The organism is Coprococcus sp. AF21-14LB (genome assembly GCF_003458885.1).
GTDB lineage: Bacteria > Bacillota > Clostridia > Lachnospirales > Lachnospiraceae > UBA9414.
The window spans coordinates 20,881-44,437 of the sequence record NZ_QRVX01000021.1 but is presented as its reverse complement, the minus strand read 5'-3'; the positions used below and the strand labels follow the sequence as shown (position 1 = coordinate 44,437).

General features: G+C 43.1%; 17 protein-coding genes and 2 pseudogenes. 17 read left to right on the top strand and 2 right to left on the bottom strand.

Going from position 1 to position 23,557, the window contains the following annotated elements:
- Positions 1 to 652: 652 nt before the first annotated feature.
- The 3 genes and pseudogenes from DWX73_RS07055 (at position 653) to clpB (ending at position 5,151) form a co-directional block, all read left to right on the top strand.
- The gene (locus DWX73_RS07055; RefSeq protein ID WP_002578394.1) at positions 653 to 847 is read left to right on the top strand and encodes a hypothetical protein; all 195 of its coding nucleotides are present in this window, start codon (positions 653 to 655) and stop codon (positions 845 to 847) included.
- Positions 848 to 1,071: 224 nt separating this feature from the next.
- Positions 1,072 to 2,294 (top strand): annotated as a pseudogene (locus tag DWX73_RS07050) (tyrosine-type recombinase/integrase).
- A 259-nt stretch (positions 2,295 to 2,553) separates the two neighbouring features.
- Positions 2,554 to 5,151 (top strand): ATP-dependent chaperone ClpB, encoded by a 2,598-nt coding sequence (gene clpB, locus DWX73_RS07045; protein ID WP_118348159.1) that lies wholly within the window; start codon positions 2,554 to 2,556, stop codon positions 5,149 to 5,151.
- A 97-nt stretch (positions 5,152 to 5,248) separates the two neighbouring features.
- Here the strand turns inward: clpB and DWX73_RS07040 are convergent, their stop codons facing one another.
- The gene (locus DWX73_RS07040) at positions 5,249 to 6,121 is read right to left on the bottom strand and encodes a DegV family protein (protein ID WP_118348158.1); all 873 of its coding nucleotides are present in this window, start codon (positions 6,119 to 6,121) and stop codon (positions 5,249 to 5,251) included.
- Positions 6,122 to 6,277: 156 nt separating this feature from the next.
- Between DWX73_RS07040 and DWX73_RS07035 the strand changes: the two genes are divergently transcribed.
- Together DWX73_RS07035 and DWX73_RS07030 are read left to right on the top strand one after the other, a co-directional pair.
- On the top strand, positions 6,278 to 6,886 hold the full coding sequence (locus DWX73_RS07035; protein WP_158556832.1) for a TetR/AcrR family transcriptional regulator: 609 nt from the start codon (positions 6,278 to 6,280) through the stop codon (positions 6,884 to 6,886).
- A gap of 1 nt (position 6,887) precedes the next feature.
- Entirely contained in the window at positions 6,888 to 8,129 is a 1,242-nt protein-coding gene (locus DWX73_RS07030; protein ID WP_118348156.1) for a DNA polymerase Y family protein, read from the top strand.
- On the opposite strand, the gene DWX73_RS07025 is transcribed toward DWX73_RS07030, so the two are convergent.
- On the bottom strand, positions 8,126 to 9,223 hold the full coding sequence (locus DWX73_RS07025) for a pyridoxal phosphate-dependent aminotransferase (RefSeq protein WP_118348155.1): 1,098 nt from the start codon (positions 9,221 to 9,223) through the stop codon (positions 8,126 to 8,128). The two genes, DWX73_RS07030 and DWX73_RS07025, sit on opposite strands and share 4 nt — an antisense overlap.
- A 202-nt stretch (positions 9,224 to 9,425) precedes the next feature.
- Between DWX73_RS07025 and DWX73_RS07020 the strand changes: the two genes are divergently transcribed.
- From DWX73_RS07020 to DWX73_RS06965, 12 genes and pseudogenes are all read left to right on the top strand, one after another.
- Positions 9,426 to 10,910 carry a UDP-N-acetylmuramoyl-L-alanyl-D-glutamate--2,6-diaminopimelate ligase gene (locus DWX73_RS07020; RefSeq protein ID WP_118348154.1) on the top strand — a complete coding sequence of 495 codons (1,485 nt, stop codon included), beginning with the start codon at positions 9,426 to 9,428 and terminating at the stop codon, positions 10,908 to 10,910.
- Entirely contained in the window at positions 10,892 to 13,141 is a 2,250-nt protein-coding gene (gene priA / locus DWX73_RS07015) for a replication restart helicase PriA (RefSeq protein ID WP_118348153.1), read from the top strand. The genes DWX73_RS07020 and priA overlap by 19 nt, the downstream gene beginning before the upstream one ends.
- Before the next feature lie 71 nt (positions 13,142 to 13,212).
- Positions 13,213 to 13,692, top strand: coding sequence for a peptide deformylase (gene def, locus DWX73_RS07010; protein ID WP_118348152.1), 480 nt, complete (start codon positions 13,213 to 13,215; stop codon positions 13,690 to 13,692).
- Position 13,693: 1 nt separating this feature from the next.
- Complete coding sequence (gene fmt / locus DWX73_RS07005) at positions 13,694 to 14,638, top strand: methionyl-tRNA formyltransferase (RefSeq protein WP_118348151.1); 945 nt, start codon at positions 13,694 to 13,696, stop codon at positions 14,636 to 14,638.
- Positions 14,639 to 14,649: 11 nt separating this feature from the next.
- The gene (locus tag DWX73_RS07000; protein WP_118348150.1) at positions 14,650 to 15,360 is read left to right on the top strand and encodes a zinc metallopeptidase; all 711 of its coding nucleotides are present in this window, start codon (positions 14,650 to 14,652) and stop codon (positions 15,358 to 15,360) included.
- Positions 15,353 to 16,705 (top strand): 16S rRNA (cytosine(967)-C(5))-methyltransferase RsmB, encoded by a 1,353-nt coding sequence (gene rsmB / locus DWX73_RS06995; protein WP_118348149.1) that lies wholly within the window; start codon positions 15,353 to 15,355, stop codon positions 16,703 to 16,705. Before DWX73_RS07000 ends, rsmB begins: the two co-directional genes overlap by 8 nt.
- A 3-nt stretch (positions 16,706 to 16,708) precedes the next feature.
- A pseudogene (rlmN, locus tag DWX73_RS06990) lies at positions 16,709 to 17,742 on the top strand (23S rRNA (adenine(2503)-C(2))-methyltransferase RlmN).
- Positions 17,743 to 17,765: 23 nt separating this feature from the next.
- On the top strand, positions 17,766 to 18,512 hold the full coding sequence (locus DWX73_RS06985; RefSeq protein WP_118348148.1) for a Stp1/IreP family PP2C-type Ser/Thr phosphatase: 747 nt from the start codon (positions 17,766 to 17,768) through the stop codon (positions 18,510 to 18,512).
- Positions 18,509 to 20,689 (top strand): Stk1 family PASTA domain-containing Ser/Thr kinase, encoded by a 2,181-nt coding sequence (gene pknB / locus DWX73_RS06980; protein ID WP_118348147.1) that lies wholly within the window; start codon positions 18,509 to 18,511, stop codon positions 20,687 to 20,689. The genes DWX73_RS06985 and pknB overlap by 4 nt, the downstream gene beginning before the upstream one ends.
- A gap of 11 nt (positions 20,690 to 20,700) precedes the next feature.
- The gene (gene rsgA, locus DWX73_RS06975; RefSeq protein WP_118348146.1) at positions 20,701 to 21,579 is read left to right on the top strand and encodes a ribosome small subunit-dependent GTPase A; all 879 of its coding nucleotides are present in this window, start codon (positions 20,701 to 20,703) and stop codon (positions 21,577 to 21,579) included.
- Between the two features lie 2 nt (positions 21,580 to 21,581).
- A complete protein-coding gene (gene rpe, locus DWX73_RS06970) occupies positions 21,582 to 22,241 on the top strand; it encodes a ribulose-phosphate 3-epimerase (RefSeq protein WP_118348145.1) in 660 nt (219 codons plus the stop codon).
- Positions 22,234 to 22,884 (top strand): thiamine diphosphokinase, encoded by a 651-nt coding sequence (locus DWX73_RS06965; protein ID WP_118348144.1) that lies wholly within the window; start codon positions 22,234 to 22,236, stop codon positions 22,882 to 22,884. Before rpe ends, DWX73_RS06965 begins: the two co-directional genes overlap by 8 nt.
- Positions 22,885 to 23,557: the final 673 nt, after the last annotated feature.

Sequence of the window (23,557 nt, the reverse complement as noted above, 5' to 3'; positions counted from 1 at the left end):
GGATTATGAATTCATACGCAAATCTACTATGAGGACGATCATAAAAGAAACAAAACAGAAAAAATAGAAAAATAGCACATATCGTTGCAAACAAGAAAACGGCTACACCGCCCATGTTTACTGGACTTGTAGCCGCATTTTCATTTTTCAACTGTCAAAGATGGGATTATAACACAAACTAGCAGAAAATCAATAAAAAAGAGTACAAAAAAGAACCTATAACGCATGAAGTGCTATTGACATTAGCAGTAACGGGGGATATAATGGCATTAAATCAAATAGGTACAAAAATGTATACCTACAAAACTTTTGATTATTGGACCTTGAAAATTGAATGAGCTGTATGGGTGCCTTTCGGGGCTTAAAGGTAACACAGGATTCCACCGCTGTATCAGAGAGTAGTATGTGGAAACCGAAGATACTCCGGCAACGGCTGGTATGCTTGAGAAGAAGCTGCCAGTATTCAGAAAGATTTCTGATAGAGGTCAATTGTAACGTTGACACCGCCATATACAAATGGAAGCCAACACGCCGAACGGAATGAAAAATCATCGTAAGAAGTCCAAATAAAAAGTAGATGTACTGACAACGGGCATAACCGCTGTCTGGGAGGTGATGCAGAAGAATACGGAGGAAAGGAGGTATGTGCATCATGAGAAAAACAACAGAGTATAAGGCTGAGAACCGTCTGACGGTAGATATTGAAGGATTAATGGCAATGTTATCCTGCGGAGAAGTAACTGCAAAGAAAATTGCAGACTATGCAGAAGCAAGAGTGATTGTTGGAAGACGTGTTCTTTATAACGTGGATAAGATAAAAAAATATCTTGATGCAATGGCAGTGTAATGAAAGATAAAAGGATAAAATACAACAACTTTCCTTCGGAATGAAAAGGGAAAAATATTCCTGTAAAAAAGGCAAATAAAAATTAGCATTTTGCAGGAATTTATCCTTGGAAATCATAAAATATTATGTTAATCTGTGAGCAGATATCAGACAGTAAATGACTGATACCGACAGGACAAAAATCATTCCGAATAACGAAAAATGAAGTGAAAGGAATGATTGATATGGCAAGAAAAGATAATAAAGGAAGAAATTTAAAAACAGGTGAATACCAGCGCCCGGATGGACGTTATGAGTATCGCTACAAGGATGAAATTACCGGAAAGCGTAATTCGGTTTATGCAGCTGATCTGGCGAGTCTGCGAGAAATGGAAAAGAAGATCAATAAGGATATGGATGATCTGCTTATTACAGACGCCTCAGTCAAGAAGCTGACCGTAAATACGTTGTTTGAGCGATACATGGCAACAAAGAATATCAAGGAAAGAACGAAAAAAATTATATCCGTATGTGGGACTACCGGATACGAAATACTTTGGGAAACATTCGTGTTGTAGATTTTAAGACATCTCACGTAAGGACGTTCTTTTCCGCATTGTCAGATGAAGGACTGGCACACAGTACGATCAAAGGTCTTTATGGCTTATTGAATCCCAGTTTTGAACTGGCAGTGGAAGATGGGATTATCCGCAAGAATCCGGTAACAGGAACACTTGGAGATTATGGGGCTCCAGCAAAGGAGAAAGAAGCACTGACACTGGAACAGCAGGAAAAACTTCTGAAGTTTGTTGAACAGAGTAATGTGTATAAGCCTCATCTTCCAATGATGCAGGTTATGTTTGGGGCTTGCCTGAGAGTGAGTGAAACCATCGGCTTAACCTGGTCGGATGTGGATATGAAGAATCGGGAGATCCATGTAGGTGGACAGCTTGTGTATTATGAAGGTGATGAAGGATATTGTTTCCATGATTCAGAAACCAAAACGGATGCAGGAATCAGAGACATTCCTATGACACAGATGGTATATGATGCGTTCCGTAAACAGAGAGAGCTGAACCTGATGCTTGGTTTACAGAGTAATGTGGAGATTGGTGGACGCAGTGGATTCATCTTCAATACAAAGCATGGACGTCCAATCATGCCGGCGGGAGTGAACAGCTTTCTGAAAAATATTGTCAATGCCTATAATAAGAAAGAAAGCAAACTGGCAGAAGAAGAGAAGCGAGAGCCGGAGCTGATGCCTCCCATTTCATCGCATACTCTTCGTCATACGGGATGTACCAGATTGGGTGAGAACAATGTCAATCCCAAAGTTATGCAGTATGTGATGGGCCATTCAGATGCACAGATCACAATGAATGTCTACAATCATATTGCAGAGAAGTCTCACGTGGAGAACGAGATGTCTAAAATGAACCTGCCAGAAACCGTACCTGCTGTGGTATAAACCATAAGTCGTTGTCGTAAAATGTGGTAAGAAAATCAGACGAATATATTTTTCCAAAGATTTGTCGTAAAAATGTGGTCAAATCAAGAAAATCGAGTGCGAAAGCAAGTGAAAAATCCCTGTGAAGTCCGTAAAATCAAGGCTTCACAAAATCTTCACAAAATAATTAGCACTCACCTCTTGACATTGCTAATAACAAGTGTTATATTTCGAATAGAACAAGAAAACAAGTAAGTTCTGACAGAAGGAGGGACTGATTATGAATATTAATAAATTTACTCAGAATTCACTTCAAGCTGTACAAGGATGCGAGAAGGTTGCATATGAATACGGCAATCAGGAAGTGGAGCAAGAGCATCTGCTCTATTCGTTAGTAACACAGGAAGATGGACTGATTCCCAAATTAATCGAGAAAATGGGGATTCAGGAGTCACTATTTTGTAATCGAGTTGAGGAAGGTCTGCGAAAGCGCACAAAAGTGCAGGGAGGACAGATTTTTATTGGACAGGATTTGAATAAAGCTCTGATTCATGCAGAAGACGAAGCAAAACAGATGGGGGATGAATATGTATCTGTAGAACATCTGTTTTTGTCACTGCTGAAATATCCGAACCGGGAATTAAAAGCAATTTTCCGAGAGTTTGGAATTACCAGGGAGACATTTCTTCAAGCGCTTTCAACTGTGCGGGGAAATCAAAAAGTGACGAGCGACAATCCGGAGGCAACCTATGATTCGCTTGCAAAATATGGTACGGATCTTGTGGAACGTGCCAGAGAACAGAAGCTGGATCCGGTAATCGGACGTGACGCAGAGATCCGCAATGTGATCCGGATTCTTTCCCGGAAGACAAAGAACAATCCGGTGCTTATCGGTGAACCCGGCGTTGGTAAGACGGCAGCAGTAGAGGGACTGGCACAAAGAATTGTGAGAGGTGATGTACCGGAAGGGCTGAAAGATAAAAAGGTATTTGCGCTTGATATGGGAGCGCTTGTGGCAGGAGCAAAGTATCGCGGAGAATTTGAGGAGCGTCTGAAAGCGGTTCTGGAAGAGGTAAAGAACAGTAACGGGAATATTATTCTTTTCATCGATGAGCTTCATACGATTGTAGGAGCAGGTAAGACAGAAGGTGCGATGGATGCGGGAAATATGCTGAAGCCGATGCTCGCCAGAGGGGAATTACATTGTATTGGTGCGACGACACTGGATGAGTATCGAAAGTATATTGAGAAAGATGCCGCGCTGGAGAGAAGATTTCAGCCGGTTATGGTAGATGAGCCAAGTGTGGAAGACGCCATTTCGATTTTGCGTGGATTGAAGGAACGCTATGAAGTATTTCATGGAGTGAAGATTACAGACGGTGCACTCGTGGCAGCAGCAACTTTGTCAAACCGTTATATTTCCGATCGGTTTCTGCCGGACAAGGCAATCGATCTTGTGGATGAGGCATGTGCTCTCATTAAGACAGAGCTGGATTCTATGCCGACAGAGCTGGATGAGCAGCGAAGGAGAATTATGCAGCTTGAGATTGAAGAGGCGGCATTGAAGAAGGAAGAAGACCGTCTGAGTCGGGAGCGGCTGGAACATCTGCAGCAGGAACTGGCAGAGATGCGGGAGAATTTTGCGAAAAAGAAAGCACAGTGGGATAATGAGAAGACCAGTGTTGAACGTGTCCAGAAAATCCGTGAGGAAATTGAGCAGGTAAATAATGAGATTCAGAAGGCCCAGAGATCTTATGATCTGGAAAGGGCAGCAGAACTTCAATATGGAAGACTTCCGCAGCTGCAGAAACAGCTTGAGGAAGAAGAGCAGCGAATAAAAGAGAAAGATCTGTCTCTGGTGCATGAAAGCGTAACAGATGAGGAGATTGCAAGAATCATTTCCAGATGGACAGGGATTCCGGTTGCCAAACTAAATGAGAGCGAGCGGAGCAAGACACTTCATCTGGATCAGGAGCTCCATAAACGTGTCATTGGACAGGAGGAAGGAGTGACCAAAGTAACTGAGGCCATTATCCGTTCAAAGGCAGGTATTAAAGATCCGACAAAACCAATTGGTTCTTTCTTATTCTTAGGACCAACGGGCGTAGGAAAGACAGAGCTTGCAAAGGCACTCGCAGAAAGTCTTTTTGATGATGAGAGCAGTATGGTGCGTATTGACATGAGTGAGTATATGGAGAAATACTCCGTTTCCCGTCTAATCGGAGCGCCTCCGGGATATGTAGGATATGATGAAGGCGGACAACTGACAGAAGCAGTCCGGAGAAAACCGTATTCGGTTGTACTGTTTGATGAGGTGGAGAAAGCGCATCCGGATGTATTTAACGTACTGCTTCAAGTGTTGGATGACGGACGGATTACAGATTCACAGGGGCGTACAGTTGACTTTAAAAATACAATTCTGATTATGACATCAAATATTGGTTCTTCTTATCTGCTTGAAGGAATTGAGGAGAATGGAGAAATCAAAGAAGAAAGTCAGGAACTTGTGATGCATGAGCTGCGAGCTCATTTCCGACCAGAATTTCTGAATCGTATGGACGAGATTATCATGTTCAAGCCTCTGAGCAAACATAATATTGAATCCATTATTGATCTTCTTGTAGAGGATTTGAATCATCGTCTGGAAGATAAGGAACTTCGTATTGAATTGACACCGGAGGCGAAAGCTTTTGTGGCAGATGGGGGATATGAACCGATGTACGGTGCAAGACCGTTGAAACGTTTTCTGCAAAAACATGTGGAGACATTGGCAGCAAAACTGATTTTGGAAGGAAATGTGGGACGTCAGGATACAATCCTTCTTGATGTAGCTGACGGCGCTTTGCAGGCAAGAGTGAAAGAAGGACTGCGCCGGTAAAAGCGCAAGCGAATAAAGAAACAAAAAAATTAAAGAAATAAAAAAGCAAAAGGGAAGAAACAGGCGTGATTTGTCTGCTCTTCCCTTTTGTGATAGTTTATGGTTTTACCGGTTTCATACAGGTAACGCCAACGGTACCCGGACCTGTATGGCAGGCAATGCTCAGAGGGAGAACGAAATTCTCCACATGCTTTTCCGGGAAAGCATCCTGTACGATCTGATTCCAGATAGCGCCTTTTTCCGGTGAACCGGAGTAAGCTGTCTGGATGAGAACATCCTCTTCCTGAAATTCTTCGGCAAGATCGCTTCGAATGGCTTCCAACATGGTGTGATAAGCCTTTTTCTGACCGCGAACTTTCCGGAAAGCATCGAGACTCTCGCCTTTAATCTGAAGTACCGGAAGGATGTTTAATGCGCTTCCAAGTGCAGCGGCTGCAGGAGTAATCCGCCCGCCCTTTTTCAGATAGGAAAGAGTTTCTACCGTGAGATAGATATTAGCGTCAAGAGCTGTTTCTTCCAGGCGATTTTTGATCTGCTCTGCGGTGTAACCGGCATCGCGAAGTGTGAGTGCGTCCAGCACAGATTGCCGCTGCGTGGCGGAAATCCGCTTATTATCTACGACAAAAACTTTTTCTTCATAGTCTTTGGCAAGCATCTGTGCGGTGGCACAGGAACCGCTCAGACCACTGGACATAGGAATGTAAACGATCGTGTCATGTGATGACAATGCATGCTCCCAGAGTTCTGTAAGATCTGCAGGGGAGGGCTGAGAAGTAGAAACAGCTTTTCCGGCATCCTGTGCTTCATAGAAAGCTTCCTGAGATAATGTTTTCCCTTCTAAAAAAAGTTCGTCCTGAATAAAAAATGGCATCGGAAGCAGGAAAATTCCAAGCTGTGCCGCTTCTGCCTGTGTGATGCCGCTGTTTGTATCGGTAATGATTGCGATTCTGGATAATTCTGTCTGATTCATAAAACACTCCTGGTAATAAAATAAGAAAGCTCTTATTTTGATAAAATGAAATTAGAACAGTGTTACAAATTGAGATTATACTCTACACGGTCATTGATTGTCAACAGAAATCCATGTATAATAACATCAGAAATTATGGAAACGATAATGGAGGAGATGGTTAAGTGGCAAGAGGAACTTACAAATGTGCAAAAGAAACAAAAAAAACGTCTTCTTGAGACTGTGATTGAACTCGTAAAAGAAAAAGGATATGCAAATGTATCGGTAAGAGATATTTGCAGAACAGCAGAAGTATCCAGCGGCTCATTCTATCATCATTATCCATCAAAGGAGGCGCTTGTTCTGGATGCGTATTATCATATTGATCAATATGTAACGAAAGAATTTATAGAAAAATGTGAGAAGCAGCCTCCGAGAGACAGTATCCGCAGCTTGCTTGGATTATATTTGAAGTTGATTGATGAAGAAATCGGGCTTCTTGTGAAAGAGTATTATCGAGTTATGCTGGAAGGAATGAATATTTCTGCATTGGACCCGCATCGTCCTTATTATCAGGCGCTTTGTGCGCAGGCAGAGAGAGGGATTCAGGACGGAAGTTTTCGCGGAGAGTGCGAGGCGAAAGAGATTGCAGAATATTTTATGCGTTTTTTGCGGTCGGAGATTTTTGATTGGGCAATTCACGGAGGGGAATATAATCTGGTGGCACAGTTTGTTAAAGATTATGAATGGGCGCTTCGGGGAATTGCGGCAAGTGAGGAGAGATAGTATGCCCGGAATTATTTTTCATATTGATGTTAATTCAGCATATTTAAGCTGGACAGCGGTAGAGCAGATAAAGCAGGGAGCAGAATGTGATATCCGCACAGTTCCGTCTATCATTGGAGGAGATCAGAAGTCCAGGCACGGTGTTGTATTGGCAAAATCCATTCCGGCGAAGCGGTATGGAATCCATACGGGTGAGCCGGTTGTAAATGCACTTCGTAAATGTCCGCAGCTATTAATGTTTCCGCCGGATCATAAGATGTATGCAGTTTACAGTAAAGCGCTTATGGAGTTTTTAAAGAGTTATACGCCGGATCTGGAGCAGGTAAGCGTAGATGAATGTTATCTTGATTTTACCGGGATCGCACATCGCTTCCAGTCGCCGGTGGCAGCGGCGATTGAGATTAAGGATCGTATTTACGAACAGTTTGGTTTCACTGTGAATATAGGGATTTCATCGGTAAAGCTTTTGGCGAAAATGGCGTCTGATTTTCAGAAACCGAACCGGGTACACACGTTATTTCCGGAAGAAATAAAAGAAAAAATGTGGCCGCTTCCAATCCGGGAATTATATATGGCAGGGAAATCCAGTGTGGATGTGCTTGAAAAACTGGAGATTCGCACGATTGGAGAATTGGCGCAGGCAGATCCGGATCTGCTTCAGATTCATTTGAAGAGTCATGGAAAACTTTTATGGGAGTTTGCGAATGGCATTGATCTGACTCCGGTGCAGACGAAGCGGGTGGAAGCAAAAGGAATTGGAAATTCGACAACGCTTTCGAAAGATATTTTGGAAGGGGAAGAAGCAAGAAAAATATTGCTTTCGTTATCGGAAAGTGTCGGAAATCGTTTACGCCAGGCAAAACAAAAAGCAGGGATGGTAAGTGTTGAAATAAAATATTATGATTTTAGAAGCGTTTCTCATCAAAAACAACTTTCAAGAGAAACAAATGCAGACACAGTAATTTATCAGGCAGCCTGTGAGCTTTTTGAAGAGCTTTGGAGCAAAGAACCGATCAGGCTTCTTGGAGTACGGACTTCCAAGCTGGCAGATGAAGGAGAACCGGAGCAGCTTTCAATTTTCGATATCCAGTACGATAAACCAAAAGATGAGAAACACAAAAAGCTCGACAAAGCGCTGGATGAAATCCGAAAACGCTTTGGCGAGCAGGCAGTTATGCGTGGAACTTTTCTGGATTCAGAACTCAAAAAATCAAATTCCGGACAAAAGCGGTCTGAGGATTAGGAGAAGGTGTCCCGAAAAAATTGAATCAACAGATCATTGTGTTCCGGCATCTGCAGACAGAAACGAATATGATTGTGGGAGAGGCCCGGAAAGGAACTGCAGTTTCGGAGCATCATATTACGGTGGATCGCCATTTCAAAGGTATCTTCTGAAGAAATAGAAGGATCCAGAATGCGGAGTAATACAAAATTAGATGACATCGGATAAACATGAAGCCTGTGAATCTCTTTCAGAAGATGCAGAACACGTCTGCGTTCATTTGCAATAAATGTCTGTGTCTGTTTGATAAATGTCTGATCTTCAAATAATGCACTGCCGCATACGGCGGCAATAGAGTGTACATTCCATGGATTGAGAGACTGGCAGATATATGTCAGCAGTTCTTCGTTGGAAGTTACACCATATCCGAGACGAAGACCCGGTGCAGAGAAAAACTTGGAGACACCTCTGATTACAAATAAGTTTACAAATTCATCAGTCAACTCTATTGCATTGACTTTGTCTATGCTTTCAGTAAATTCTATATATGTTTCGTCAATCAGTACCATGATATTGTAACGCTGGCAGTGAGCAAGTATGCTGCGAAGCTGATCCTGTGTCCATAGAGTTCCGGTAGGATTGTTCGGATTACACAAAATGAGCAGATCGTAGTCATCTGTCAGCGCACGAATCAATGCGGAAGGATTTGGACGAAAATCATCTTCCTGGGATAAATAGAAAGAATAAATTTCTCCATGATGAAGCCGGATCTCACGTTCGTATTCCGAATACGTTGGTTGAACCAGCAATGTTTTTTTAGGATGAATGCCCTGAATCAAGAGTGAAATTAATTCAGTTGCGCCACTACCAATCAGAAGGTGTTCAGGAGCAGTATGACAGTATGACGCTATCGAGCGTTTAAGAGCGGTATAGTTTCGGTCCGGATAACTGCAGACACAAGTAATATGCTGCGCTACGGATGCCTGAAATGCATCGGAAAGACCGAGAGGATTTACGTTGGAGCTGTAATTAATGATATCATTCTGGGAAATATGATAATAGGCAGCAATCGTTTCCAGATCACTTCCGTGAAATTGTGGTTGATTTGACTGCATGGAAATTCCTCCTTTGATAAATAATTAAAATTAGATTCTCTTTGTATTATAATATGTTTTTTCAGAAGGGGAAAGGGTGGAATTTATTTGACGCGGCATATAAATCAGTGGTATCTTAATAGAGTGCAGAAAGGTCTTTGCTCCGCTTGCGGATTCGAGAATTTCTGTGCATAAAATTTGAGGAAAAAGAGGCTGATCGTATATGAAATTAAGCAGATTATTAGAGCGTATAGAATACTCTGTCGTGCAGGGAAGCGACAGCATTGAAATTACTGAGTTGACGAATGATTCGAGAAAGGTCGTGCCGGGATCTGTCTTTGTCTGTATCAGCGGCGCAGTTGTGGATGGCCATGATTTTATTCCGGAGGTAACAGAGAAAGGGGCGACAGCTCTGATTGTAGAGAAGGATGTGACTGCTCCGCCGGAAGTAACGGTTATTCGGGTAGATGATACGAGATATGCACTGGCGCTGGCATCGGCAGCTTACTTTGGGTATCCGGCAGAACAGCTGCGGGTCATTGGAATTACCGGAACAAAGGGTAAGACAACGACAACGTATATGGTGAAATCTATTTTGGAGCAAGTCGGTCATAAAGTGGGACTGATCGGAACGATTGAGGCAATTATCGGAGATAAAGTGATTCCTGCAAAGAATACAACACCGGAATCTTTTACGATTCATCAGTACTTTCGGGAAATGGTTGAAGCAGGATGCGACAGCGTTGTGATGGAAGTATCTTCACAGGGGCTGATGCTCCACCGTACCGCCGGAATTCTATTTGAGATCGGTATTTTTACAAATCTTGGGGAAGATCACATTGGACCGAATGAACATAAAGATTTTGAGGACTATAAAAGATGTAAAGGGCTTTTATTCAAGCAGTGCAGACTGGGAATTGCTAATGCGGATGATCCGTATTTTAAAGAGGTTTTCCGGGATGCTACATGCAAGATTGAAACCTTTGGATTTAGCGAAGAGGCAGATCTTCGGGCAGAACAGACAAAATTGGTTCATAAGCCGGGATATCTCGGAATTGCCTATCATGCAGCGGGAACGATGGATTTTGATGTGGAAATTGATATTCCGGGGAAATTCAATGTGTACAATTCTTTAACAGCGATCGCTGTCTGCAGACATTTTAATGTGCCAACACATGTAATCCAGAAAGCGCTTAAGTATGCCAAAGTCAAAGGACGCACAGAGATGGTCAAAGTATCAGATGAATTTACACTGATGCTTGATTATGCGCACAATGCCATGAGTCTTGAGAGTCTTTTGGTAACCTTGAAGGAATATAATCCAAAACGTCTTGTCTGCGTATTTGGATGCGGTGGAAACCGTTCTAAGACGCGGCGCTATGAAATGGGAGAGGTATCCGGTCGACTTGCAGATCTGACGATTATCACATCAGATAATCCGAGATTTGAAGAGCCGCAGGCGATTATTGATGATATTAAAATCGGAATCGAAAAGACAGATGGAATTTATGTGGAAATTTGTGACCGGAAAGAAGCGATCCGCTATGCGATCCGCCACGGACAGCCGGGAGATATTATTATTCTGGCAGGAAAAGGACATGAAGATTATCAGGAAATCCGAGGAGTAAAATATCCAATGGATGAAAGAGTTTTGATCGCTGAGATTTTAAAAGAAGAGGAGAGTGATTCATGTACGCCCGAATTATAGTGGACATTACGCATGAAAAGCTGGACAGAGTATTTGAATACAGCATCCCTTCCGATTTGGAAGGGATGCTTAAAGTCGGTACAGAGGTTCTTGTGCCTTTTGGGCGGGGCAACAAGGAGACGAGAGGATATATCGTTGGATTTTCAAAAATTTGTGAATTTGATCCGGAGAAGGTAAAATCAATATCCGGAATTTGTGAAGACGGCATAGATATTACTGCGCGTCTGGTGGCGCTTGCGGCCTGGATGAAGGAGCATTACGGAGGGACGATGATTCAGGCGCTAAAGACGGTGCTTCCGATCAAAAAGAAAGAACGTGTGAAAGAAAAACGCTATGTCAGGAGAACGGTTTCAAAAGAAGAAGGAGAAAAGTATCTGGAGCAGTTTTTGGGGCAGCATCAGCAGGCAAGAGCAAGGCTGATGGCGGCGCTTCTGGATGATGAAATTATTGCGTATGAATTACTGAAGCGTAAGCTGAATATTACAAAGACGGTAGTTGATGCGCTAAAGGAGAGAGGACTTCTGACGATTGAGACAGAACAGGAATTTCGTAATCCAATCCGGGCAACAGCACGGGAACAGAATGAAATCCCATTGATTTATACCGAAGAACAAAAAAATGCAATTCATTGTTTTTGCAGGGACTATGAAGCGGGAATTAAGGGAACTTATCTGGTACATGGGGTTACCGGAAGCGGAAAGACAGAAGTCTATATTGAGATGATCCGGAAGGTTGTGGAAGACGGAAAACAAGCTATTGTGCTGATTCCGGAAATCGCTTTGACCTATCAGACAGTTATGCGGTTTTATCGGAAGTTTGGAGAACGGGTATCAATCCTGAATTCCAGGATGTCAGCAGGAGAGCGGTTTGACCAAATGGAACGTGCCAAAAAAGGAGAACTGGATGTGATGATCGGACCGCGGTCAGCGCTGTTTACGCCCTTTCCTGCATTGGGACTAATTGTGATCGATGAAGAGCATGAGGGAACTTATAAGAGTGAACAAACGCCGCGTTACCATGCAAGAGAAACTGCAGAAGCGCGGGCTGCGCTTGAGGGAGCTAGTGTTGTGCTTGGCTCTGCAACCCCATCGCTGGAATCTTATTACCGGGCAGAAAAGGGGGAATATAAGCTCTTGACGTTGCAGAACAGAGCAACCAGGCAGAAGCTTCCAGAGACGGAAATTGTAGATCTCAGAGAGGAACTCAGAAAAGGGAACAGGTCGATTTTAAGTGAGCGCCTGCATGAATTAATGGAGGACAGGCTTCGCAGAAGAGAGCAGATCATACTTTTTCTGAATCGGAGAGGATATGCGGGCTTCCTGGCTTGCAGGTCCTGTGGATATGTAGTAAAATGTCCTCATTGTGATGTTTCGCTTTCCTCACACAGTAACGGGAAACTGGTCTGTCATTATTGTGGTTATGAAACACAGATGATTCATGTCTGTCCGGAATGTGGATCAGTGCATATTGGTGCTTTTCGTGCAGGAACGCAGCAGATTGAGGAACTTGTGAAGCGGGAATTTCCTGAAGCGAGAGTGCTGCGGATGGATATGGATACAACAAAAACAAAGGATGGGCATGAAAAGATTTTATCTGCGTTTGCCAATGGGGAAGCAGATATTCTGATCGGCACTCAAATGATTGTAAAAGGGCATGATTTTCCGAAAGTAACACTTGTAGGAATACTGGCGGCAGATATGTCGCTTTACACTGACGATTACCGCGCAGGGGAGCGCACCTTTCAGCTTCTTGTACAGGCAGCAGGCCGGGCAGGTCGGGGAGAACTGGAAGGAAGTGTGGTAATACAGACGTATAGTCCGGAGCATTACAGTATTGTAGATGCAGCAAAGCAGGATTATGAACAATTTTATAAGGAAGAGATGAAATATCGGAGCTTGATGGGGTATCCGCCGGCAGAGCAGTTGATGGCAGTATTGCTGTCGTCAGAAGATGAATTGCTTCTGGAACGGGGATGCCGTTATCTGAAAGAGTATATGCAGATGCTTTTGAAAAAGCAAAAGAAAGAAGAGATACGCATGGAGATCATTGGACCGGCCAGTCCCTATGTCGGTAAGGTAAATGATGTGTATCGGCGGGTCATTTATGTGAAAAGTGAGACGGAATCTGCGCTGATTGAAGTAAAAGATCAGACAGAAACATATATTGAAATCAATGAGGGATACCGAAAAATCAGGATTCAGTTTGATCTGAACCCAATGGGAGTTTTTTAACTGCTGACAGCAGAGAGAATATGTTTGTAATATCAATAGTCATAAAAACAACAGACAGGGAGGAATTGGATATGGCAATTAGAAAAATCCGTGAAATCGGAGACGAGGTATTAACAAAAGTTTGTAAACCGGTAGACAAGATGACACTGCGTACAAAGATTCTGATTGATGATATGTTAGATACGATGTATGAGGCATATGGTGTAGGTCTTGCAGCGCCTCAGGTCGGTATTTTGAAACGACTTGTCGTTATTGATGTGGGAGAAGGCCCGATTGTTCTTGTGAATCCGGAGATTATTGAAACATCCGGAGAGCAGACAGGAGAGGAAGGCTGTTTAAGTGTTCCGGGAAAATCAGGAATAGTTACTCGTCCAAATGTAGTTAAGATCCGGGCGCTTGACCAGGATATGAAACCATTTGAGATGGAAGGAGAAGGCCTGCTTGCAAGAGCATTCTGCCATGAGATTGAACATCTGGATGGAACCCTTTATGTAGCACATGTGGAAGGGGAGCTTCACGATGTGGAAGCGCCGGAACCGGAGGAAGAATAAAATGAGAGTAATATTTATGGGAACACCGGAGTTCTCTGTCGGAACACTGGAAGCGCTCGTAGCGGCAGGACATGAAGTGGTGCTGGCGGTCACACAGCCGGACAAACCAAAGGGACGAGGAAAAGAAATGCAGTTTACTCCGGTAAAGATTGCAGCAGAGAAACATGGGATTCCGGTTTATCAGCCGAAGAGAATCCGCAATGCAGAATGTATTGAAGAACTGAAGAAATACGAAGCAGATATTATGGTTGTAATTGCATTTGGCCAGATTCTTCCGAAAGAGATACTGGAACTGACGCCATATGGCTGCGTGAATGTGCATGCTTCTCTTCTTCCGAAGTATCGCGGTGCGGCTCCGATCCAGTGGGCGGTTATTAATGGCGAGACAGTCAGCGGAGTTACAACGATGCAGATGGATGAAGGGCTGGATACAGGAGATATGCTGCTGAAAACAGAGGTTGCGCTGGAACCGAAAGAAACAGGAGAGAGTCTTCATGACAAGCTGGCGGCAGCGGGAGCAGCACTCTGTGTTGAGACGTTAAAGGGACTTGAGGAGCATACAATTGTTCCGGAGAAACAGGGAGATTCTCCGACGGCATATGCGAAGATGCTGGATAAGAAAATGGGAGAAATTGACTGGACACAGGATGCCAAAGTAATTGAACAGCTGATCCGGGGATTAAATTCCTGGCCAAGCGCTTATACGCAATGGGATGGAAAGGTTATGAAAATCTGGGCAGCAGATGTGACCGATACGGCGTCCGGAAAAGAGCCTGGCACTGTAGTAAAAGTCACAAAAGAAGGATTTGAAGTGCAGACAGGAAAGGGAAGCCTTCTGATTCAGGAACTTCAGATCCCGGGAAAGAAACGTATGGACAGCGCTTCGTTTATGCGGGGATATCAAATTGCAGAAGGAATGATGCTTGGGGGAGCACATTGTAATTAGGAGGGAACAGTATGTTTTATTATCCAATGTATTTTGATCCAACGTATATTTTAGTTTTCATCGGTGTAGTGCTCAGTCTTCTTGCATCGGCGAAAGTAAAATCGACTTATGCGAAGTATTCGTATATTCAGAACCGGGCAGGGCTGACCGGGCGTGAGGCAGCAGAGCGTATACTTAGACAGGCAGGTATTTATGATGTTCGGGTAGAACATGTTTCGGGACAGCTGACAGACCATTATGATCCAAGGAGAAAAGTGCTTCGACTTTCGGATGCGACTTATGGATCAACCTCTGTGGCAGCAGTAGGAGTTGCCGCACATGAGTGTGGTCATGCACTTCAACATGCCGGCAGCTATGCACCGCTTACGATTCGCGGGGCGCTTGTTCCGGTGGCAAACTTTGGTTCTGCAATTGCGTGGCCGTTAATCGTAATGGGCTTATTTATTAGAGGAGAGAGTGCTTCCTGGCTGATCAATATCGGGATTCTTGCGTTTTCTATGGCAGTGCTTTTTCAGATTATAACACTTCCGGTAGAGTTCAATGCATCTGGTCGTGCAATCCGGATTTTGGGTTCTACGGGAATGCTTGCGGAAGATGAACTTGGAGCTGCAAAGAAAGTACTTGGAGCTGCAGCCCTTACTTATGTGGCTGGAGCGGCAGGAGCTATTCTGCAGCTTCTCAGAATTCTGCTCCTGACAGGAGGAAGAAGGGACAATGACTAAAGAAATCAATGAGAGAGAACTTGTGCTGGAAATTCTTCTTGAAATTATGCGAGACCATGTAAAAAGTCATGTGGCGCTTCAGAATACGCTTGGGAAATACCAGTACCTGGAGAAACGGGAGCGTGCATTTATTACAAGAGTGACAGAGGGAACGCTCGAACATATGATAGAGATTGATTATATTCTGAATCAGTTTTCCAGTGTAAAAGTAAACAAAATGAAACCGGTCATCCGGATGATTTTAAGAAGCGCTGTATATCAGATGTGTTATATGGACAGCGTTCCGGATTCTGCAGTCTGCAATGAGGCGGTAAAACTTGCTGTAAAGAAAGGCTTCCGGAATCTGAAAGGTTTCGTCAATGGTGTATTAAGAACTGTGGGACGGAATAAAGATCAGGTAAAATGGCCGGATGAGAAAGATGCAGTGACGTATCTTTCTGTCCGCTATTCCATTCCGGAGTGGATGACAGAACAATTCCTGGAACAGTATGGACGTGAAATCACAGAAAAGATATTTGGAGATTTTCAGAAAGAAAAACCGCTGACAATCCGGTGTAATCTTCAGAAGCAGACACCTGAGAAACTTGCAGAGCTGCTTCAGGAAGAAGGCGTGAATGTGAAACCACATCCGTATTTGCCTTATGCATATTGGATTAGCGGATTTGACTATCTCGGAAGCCTTAAGAGCTTTCAGGATGGTGCATTTCAAGTTCAGGATCTGAGTTCCATGCTTGTGACAGAGATTGCAGCACCGAAAAAGGGAGACCATGTAATCGATGTGTGTGCGGCGCCGGGAGGAAAAGCGCTTCACATGGCAGAAAAACTGGAAGGGACAGGACTTGTGGAAGCAAGAGATCTGACCGCTTATAAAACAGAACTGATTGAAGAAAATGTAATGCGTCTTGGCTTTGAAAACGTAACTGTTTCCTGCCAGGATGCAACTGTGCCGGTTTTGGAATCGGAAGGAAGAGCAGATATTGTAATTGCAGATCTTCCATGTTCCGGACTTGGCGTGCTTGGAAAAAAGACAGATTTAAAATACAATATTACACAGGAAATGCAAAAAGAGCTTGTAAAGCTGCAAAGAGAGATTTTGACAGTAGTCCGGACATATGTAAAACCGGGAGGGAAATTAATCTACAGCACTTGTACGCTGAACAGAGAAGAAAATGAAGAGAATGTAAGCTGGTTTCTGGAAGCTGCGCCGGAATTTCTTCCGGTTTCACTTTCAGAGGCGGTTTGTGACAGCTTAAAATCAGCAGTTGAAGGAAATATGCTGAAGCTTCTGCCGGGCATACATCAAAGTGATGGATTTTTTATTTCAGCATTTCAAAAAAAGGAGTAGAACATGGAACAAAAGGATATCAGGTCATTCACACTTGCAGAATTAAAAAAAGAAATGGAATTCATTGGAGAAAAAGCATTTCGGAGTAAGCAGATCTATGAGTGGCTGCATGTGAAACTGGCAGATTCCTTTGAGGAGATGACGAACCTGTCAAAGCCGTTAAGAGAAAAACTTTCTCATTCCTATGTAATTCCAAAGGTTGAGTTAGAGGAACGGCAGATTTCAAAATTGGATGGAACGAATAAATTTTTGTTTTGTCTTTCTGATGGAAATATGGTTGAAAGTGTTCTGATGCGCTATAAGCATGGCAATTCTGTATGCATTTCTTCCCAGGTAGGCTGCCGGATGGGATGTCGGTTCTGTGCGTCTACAATCGGAGGACTTGTGAGAAATCTTGCGCCTTCTGAAATGCTCGGACAGATTTATGCGATTCAGCGTCTGACAGGAGAGCGGGTATCGAATGTGGTTGTTATGGGAACCGGCGAACCACTTGATAATTACGAAAATATGGTTAAATTTATACATATGTTAAGTGATGAGAATGGTCTTCACATCAGCCAGAGAAATATTACGCTGTCTACATGCGGGATCGTACCGAATATGAAACGGCTTGCAAAAGAAAATCTGCAGATTACGCTGGCACTGTCCTTGCACGGGGCTACGCAGGAGAAACGCAGGAAATTGATGCCGGTGGCGAATAAATATGAGCTTTCAGAAGTGATGGAGCCTGTGATGAATATTTCGAGAACACAGGCCGGAGGATGACGTTTGAATACAGTCTTGTGCACGGAGTAAACGACACAGAAGAAGATGCCAAAGAATTAATCGCACTTCTTGGACATCGAAACTGTCATTTGAATCTGATTCCGGTCAATCCGATCAAGGAACGGGATTATGTTCGGCCAACAAGGGAAAGTGCGCTGAATTTTAAAAATAGGCTTGAAAAAGAAAAATTAAATGTTACTATAAGAAGAGAAATGGGTTCTGATATTGATGGAGCCTGTGGACAGTTAAGAAGACGTTACACGAAGGATTAGCATAGATTCGGGAGGATTCATTAATGAAAGCATTTTCAATGACAGATGTCGGAAAAAAGCGGGAAGTGAATCAGGATTATGTATATGTGTCTACCACGCCGGTTGGAAATATTCCGAACCTGTTCGTTGTGGCAGACGGAATGGGCGGTCATAAGGCCGGAGATTTTGCATCCAGATATACAGTAGAGACACTGAAGCAGGAGATTGAAAACAGCAAAGAGGATGGACCGGAGGCAGTTATGCGAAAGGCAATCCAGACAGTGAACCATAAGCTGATGGAAGCAGCGGCAAAAGACGTGAAGCTGGAGGGAATGGGTACAACGCTTGTGGCAGCTACTGTAATCGAGCATACACTGTATTTTGCCAATATTGGTGACAGTCGGCTGTATTTGATCAATCAGGAAATTAAGCAGCTGTCAAGAGATCATTCTCTTGTGGAAGAAATGGTGCGTCTTGGTGGGATTAAGCCGGAAGAAGCAAGATTTCACAGGGATAAGAACATTATTACGAGAGCAATTGGGGGAAAGGAAGAAGTTGAAATCGACTTCTTTGAATATCATTTGAAAAAGGATGACGTCATATTGATGTGTACAGACGGGCTCAGCAATATGGTGGAAAATGATGAATTGTTCCGTATCGTACAGTCTCGCAGAGATGTTGTAGATGCGGTAGAGAAATTAATAGCACGTGCGAACGATAATGGGGGAAAGGACAACATCGGGGTCGTTGTTGTTGAACCGTTTGCAGGTGGGGCAGAGGTGAGTTTATGATTAAAGAAGGTGTTGTATTAGCGAAACGCTACGTTGTACTCGACAGGATCGGCGCGGGCGGTATGGCTGATGTCTACAGAGGAAAAGATGAAAAGCTGAACCGTTATGTGGCGATTAAAGTGCTGAAGAGACAGTTCCGCGAGGACGATACATTTGTAAAGAAATTTCAAACAGAAGCACAGTCCGCAGCCGGATTGATGCACCCGAATGTTGTGAATGTATATGATGTTGGCGTTGACAGAGGTTTATACTTCATTGTCATGGAATTGGTAGAAGGAATTACGCTGAAGGATTACATTGAGAAGAAGGGGCGGCTTTCTGCAAAAGAGGTCATTAGCATTGCAATTCAGATCTGTGCAGGAATTGACGCGGCACATCAGAATCAGATTATCCACAGAGATATTAAGCCGCAGAATGTCATTATTTCCAAAGAAGGAAAAGTAAAAGTAACTGATTTTGGTATTGCTAAGGCAGCTACTTCCCAGACGGTGAGTACGAATATTTTAGGTTCCGTTCACTATACGTCTCCGGAACAGGCCAGAGGCGGTATCAGTGACGCTAAAAGCGACATCTATTCTCTTGGAATCACACTTTATGAGATGGTAACAGGACAGGTGCCGTTTGATGGAGATTCGGCGGTTGCAGTTGCAGTAAAGCATTTAAATGAAGAAATCATCCCACCGTCCAGCATTGCAATCGGAATGCCGAGAAGTCTGGAACAGATTATTATGAAATGTACTCAGAAGAATCCGAACTGCCGTTACCCGAATATGACAGCATTGATTGCAGATCTGAAACGTTCGCTTGTGGACCCAAACGGGAATTTCGTTGTAATTCCGACAGCAGATAATCTTGGAGATACGATGATGGCATCCTCTATTGATATTGAGCGTGCCAGAAGAGAAGCTGCGGCAAATTATGATACAGGCTCATATTCTTCTGATACCGGATATTATGATACGGGTTCTTATGAAGATGAGTACGATCATCAGGACGACAGAGATTATGACCGAGATTATGATGATGATTACGATGACGATGATTATGATCATGGGTATGATGAGGATGATACCTACTCTTATAGGAAAAAAGGACGTTCCGGGAAGGGTGGACGCAAAGACGGCGAGGATGTGAATCCGGGAATGACAAAGGTACTGAAGATTCTTACCGGAGTTGTGGCGGCAATTATTGTATTCGTTCTTGTATTTATTGGCGCGCGCGCTATGGGACTTCTGAAATTTGACTCAGGAAAGACGGTTGTTGAAAAAGAAGAAGATATGGTAAAGATGCCAAATATCATCGGAAAGAAACAGGAAGAAGCGATCAAGATGCTTAATGAAGCGGGACTCGGCTACCAGACACCGGTTAAGACAGAAGAGTCAGAAAAATATGAAAAAGGCTATGTCATTAAGACGGATGTAAAAGCGGGAAAAAAAGTAAAGAAAAATACAAGGATCGTTTTGACTGTGAGCTCCGGACTGAAAAAAGAAAAAGCAGTTGTACCGGAAGTTTCCGGCTATACAACAGAAGATGCAATCCGTATGCTTGTCAGCGCAGGATTTACAGAGAGTAATATTACGCCGAAGCTTGTTTTTGACAGCAGTGTAGAGAATGGAAAGGTCATCAAAACAGATCCGGCTGTCAATGAAGAAGTAGCAAAGGACAGCAAGATTACGCTATATGTCAGCAAAGGAAAAGATCAGGTTCCGGTGCCGAGCTTGATTGGAAAGGATCAGGAGACAGCAGCAAAACTTTTAGCCGAAGTTGAACTTGGGATTGGACAGGTTGTGCAGGAATACAGCAGTGAACCAGCGGGAACGGTTATTGACCAGTCTATTTCTGAAGGTACAAAAGTAGATAAGGGAACAACAGTGAATATTACTGTCAGTCAGGGTGAGAAACCAAAGCCGAAGCCGACAGTTCCGAACATCGTTGGCAATTCTGCCGGAAATGCCAAGAATGCACTTTTAAATATGGGACTGAAGTATAAAGAAGTATGGCAGGACAGTAATGAGGAGGCTGGAATCGTTATTTCCTGTGATCCGGGTGTTGGACAGGAAGTAGAAGAGGGAGCAACGATTACCATCTATATAAGCAATGGTCCAAAAGCACCTGAGATACCGGATCCGGGTCCGACCGATCCTGATCAGGGAAACGGAGATGGAGATACAGAGTAACAGGAGCATATATGCAGGGAAAGATTATAAAAGGAATTGCAGGATTCTACTACGTCAATGTAGTAGAATCCATTGTTTATGAGTGCAAGGCAAAGGGAGCCTTCCGAAAAGAAAAAAGAAAACCGCTTGTTGGAGATAATGTAGAAATCGATATTTTAGATGAGGCAGAGAGAAAAGGGAATATTACAGAAATACTGGAACGGAAAAATGAATTGATACGTCCGGCAGTAGCTAATATTGATCAGGCGTTGGTCGTGTTTGCAGTGACAAAGCCGAAGCCGCATCTAAATCTTCTTGATCGGTTTCTTGTGATGATGGAGCGCAGCCAGATTCCGGTTGTACTTTGTTTTAATAAAAAAGATCTGGCAGGAGAAAAGGAAATACAAGAGCTGTATGAGATTTATAAAGGAACAGGATATCCGATTGTATTTGTCAGTGCATTTACACAGGAGAATGTAAAAGAAATTCAAGAGCTTCTTAGAGGAAAGACAACTGCTATTGCAGGACCGTCAGGAGTAGGGAAATCTTCGCTGATCAACACACTGCAGAGCAATGTCAGCATGGAAACCGGCAGTATCAGTGAGAAGATTGAGCGTGGGAAACATACAACAAGACATTCGGAGTTAATTGAGATTGATCGGGAAACATACATCATGGATACTCCTGGATTTAGTTCCCTCTATACGAATGATTTTGAGAAGGAAGAACTCAAAGAATTTTTTCCGGAATTTCAAAATTGCGAAGAGGTGTGCAGATTTCAAGGATGCGACCACATTCATGAACCGGATTGTGCAGTAAAGGCGGCTGTCGAAAAGGGTATCATCCATCCGAAGCGGTATGAGAGTTATCAGGAACTTTATCAGGAATTAAAAGAGAGGAAGAGGTATTAGCTATGAAAAATATATTAGCACCATCTATTTTATCAGCAGATTTTACACGTCTTGGAGAAGAAATGCGTATTACAGAGGAGTGCGGAGCGCAATACATTCATTTTGATGTGATGGATGGAATATTTGTGCCGAACATTTCGTTTGGAATTCCGGTGTTGAAATCAATTCACAAAGCAACGGCACAGGTAATGGATGTTCATTTGATGATTACAGAGCCGATCCGTTATATTGACGCATTTGCAGAGGCAGGAGCAGACTTGATTACGATCCATTACGAAGCTTGTGAAAATGTAAGAGAAACTATCGCAAAGATCCGGGAAGCAGGGGTAAAAGTTGGCGTTTCTGTGAAACCGGCTACACCGGTCAGCGTTCTGGAACCGCTGCTTGACCAGATAGATATGGTTCTGATCATGAGTGTGGAGCCTGGATTTGGCGGACAAAAATTTATGCCGGAAGCGTTAGACAAAGTAAGAGCTGTAAGAAAGATGGCAGAAGAAAAAGAGCTGGAACTTGATATTCAGGTAGACGGCGGAATCGGAACAGATAATGTGGAAACAGTTCTGGAAGCAGGGGCGAATGTAATCGTAGCAGGCTCTGCGGTATTTAAAGCAACGGAAGAAAATACAAAGAAATTTATGGAGATCTTGAGAAGTCATGAGTAAGCGCGCGGTCATTATCAGTGGTGGAAGTATGTATGATAATCTGGCAAAATCAGTGCTGGAAGAACCTTATGCAGAGCTGATCGGAGTAGACAGAGGGCTTTGCTGGCTGTATGAGAATGGTGTCATTCCAACGCAGATTGTCGGAGATTTTGATAGTATCGCTCCGGAAGTGCTTACATATTACCGATCAGAAACAGAGATTCCTATCCGGGAATTCAAACCGGAAAAAGATGCCTCAGATACGGAAATCGGACTAAGGCTCGCGCTGGAACTTGGGTGTGATGATATCATACTGCTTGGAGCGACCGGAACAAGGGTAGACCATCTGTGGGGGAATGTTCAGACGCTTGTAGCGGCGAAACAGGCGGGCGCTGAAGCAGTCATCTTAGATGAACATAATAAAATCAGGATTATCGGACAGGAGATGCATTTGAAGAAAAGCGAGTCTTACGGACCATATTTTTCTTTATTTTCTTTGAGTGGAGTGATTCATGGGCTGACGATCAGAGGGGCAAAATATCCTTTGACAAATCATACACTTTATCCGCAGGACAGCCTCTGTATCAGTAATCAGATTGCAGAAAAAGAAGCGGTGATTACATATGACGAAGGCGTCATGGTACTGATTGAGACAAGAGATTAGCAGAAACGATATTACTTGATTGTTACACAGTTTTACACATTGTTACAGGTTCTTATATTTATTGGATAAGATTGAAAAAGCAGGGTATTTGTGCTATACTTTGTAATTGCGTTAAACTCATTAAAGAAAGGCAGAAATGTTTCCAAAAGACATTTCTGAAATAGGTAAAGATAGATGAAATTAGGTATCGTTATTCAGAGACCGATTTCATAAATGTCCATATAAGTTGTTAAATGCCTTTAAATGCTGATAGCTAGAGCATTTAGCGGATTTTCGACGTGGATAAAACTCTATATAAATTCATGTAAGTTTTTGAAAAATGGCCCACTTTGTGGCCCACTAACTTTTGATCGAAGTCCTAATATGGTAAGGAGAAGCGCCTGTATGAGCGCTTCTTTTTTGTAAGTATTATAATAAAAATAACTGGTGATTAGATTCCAATATGAATATGTAACTGGAATTTTAAAGGCATAGTATGTTGTACCATCTAATAAATTTTACTTTCATTTTCGCTCATGATCATGAGTCTTTTTCCGCTCAAACTGTATGCTGATGATATATTTCTAGTATCGAACAGAACATTGTTGTATTATGATTTGCTTCTAATTGTCACGGCAGTGTTTAAGGGGATGGGGCGAAAAGCCTTGATTCTATTGGGTTTCTTGGATGAAAA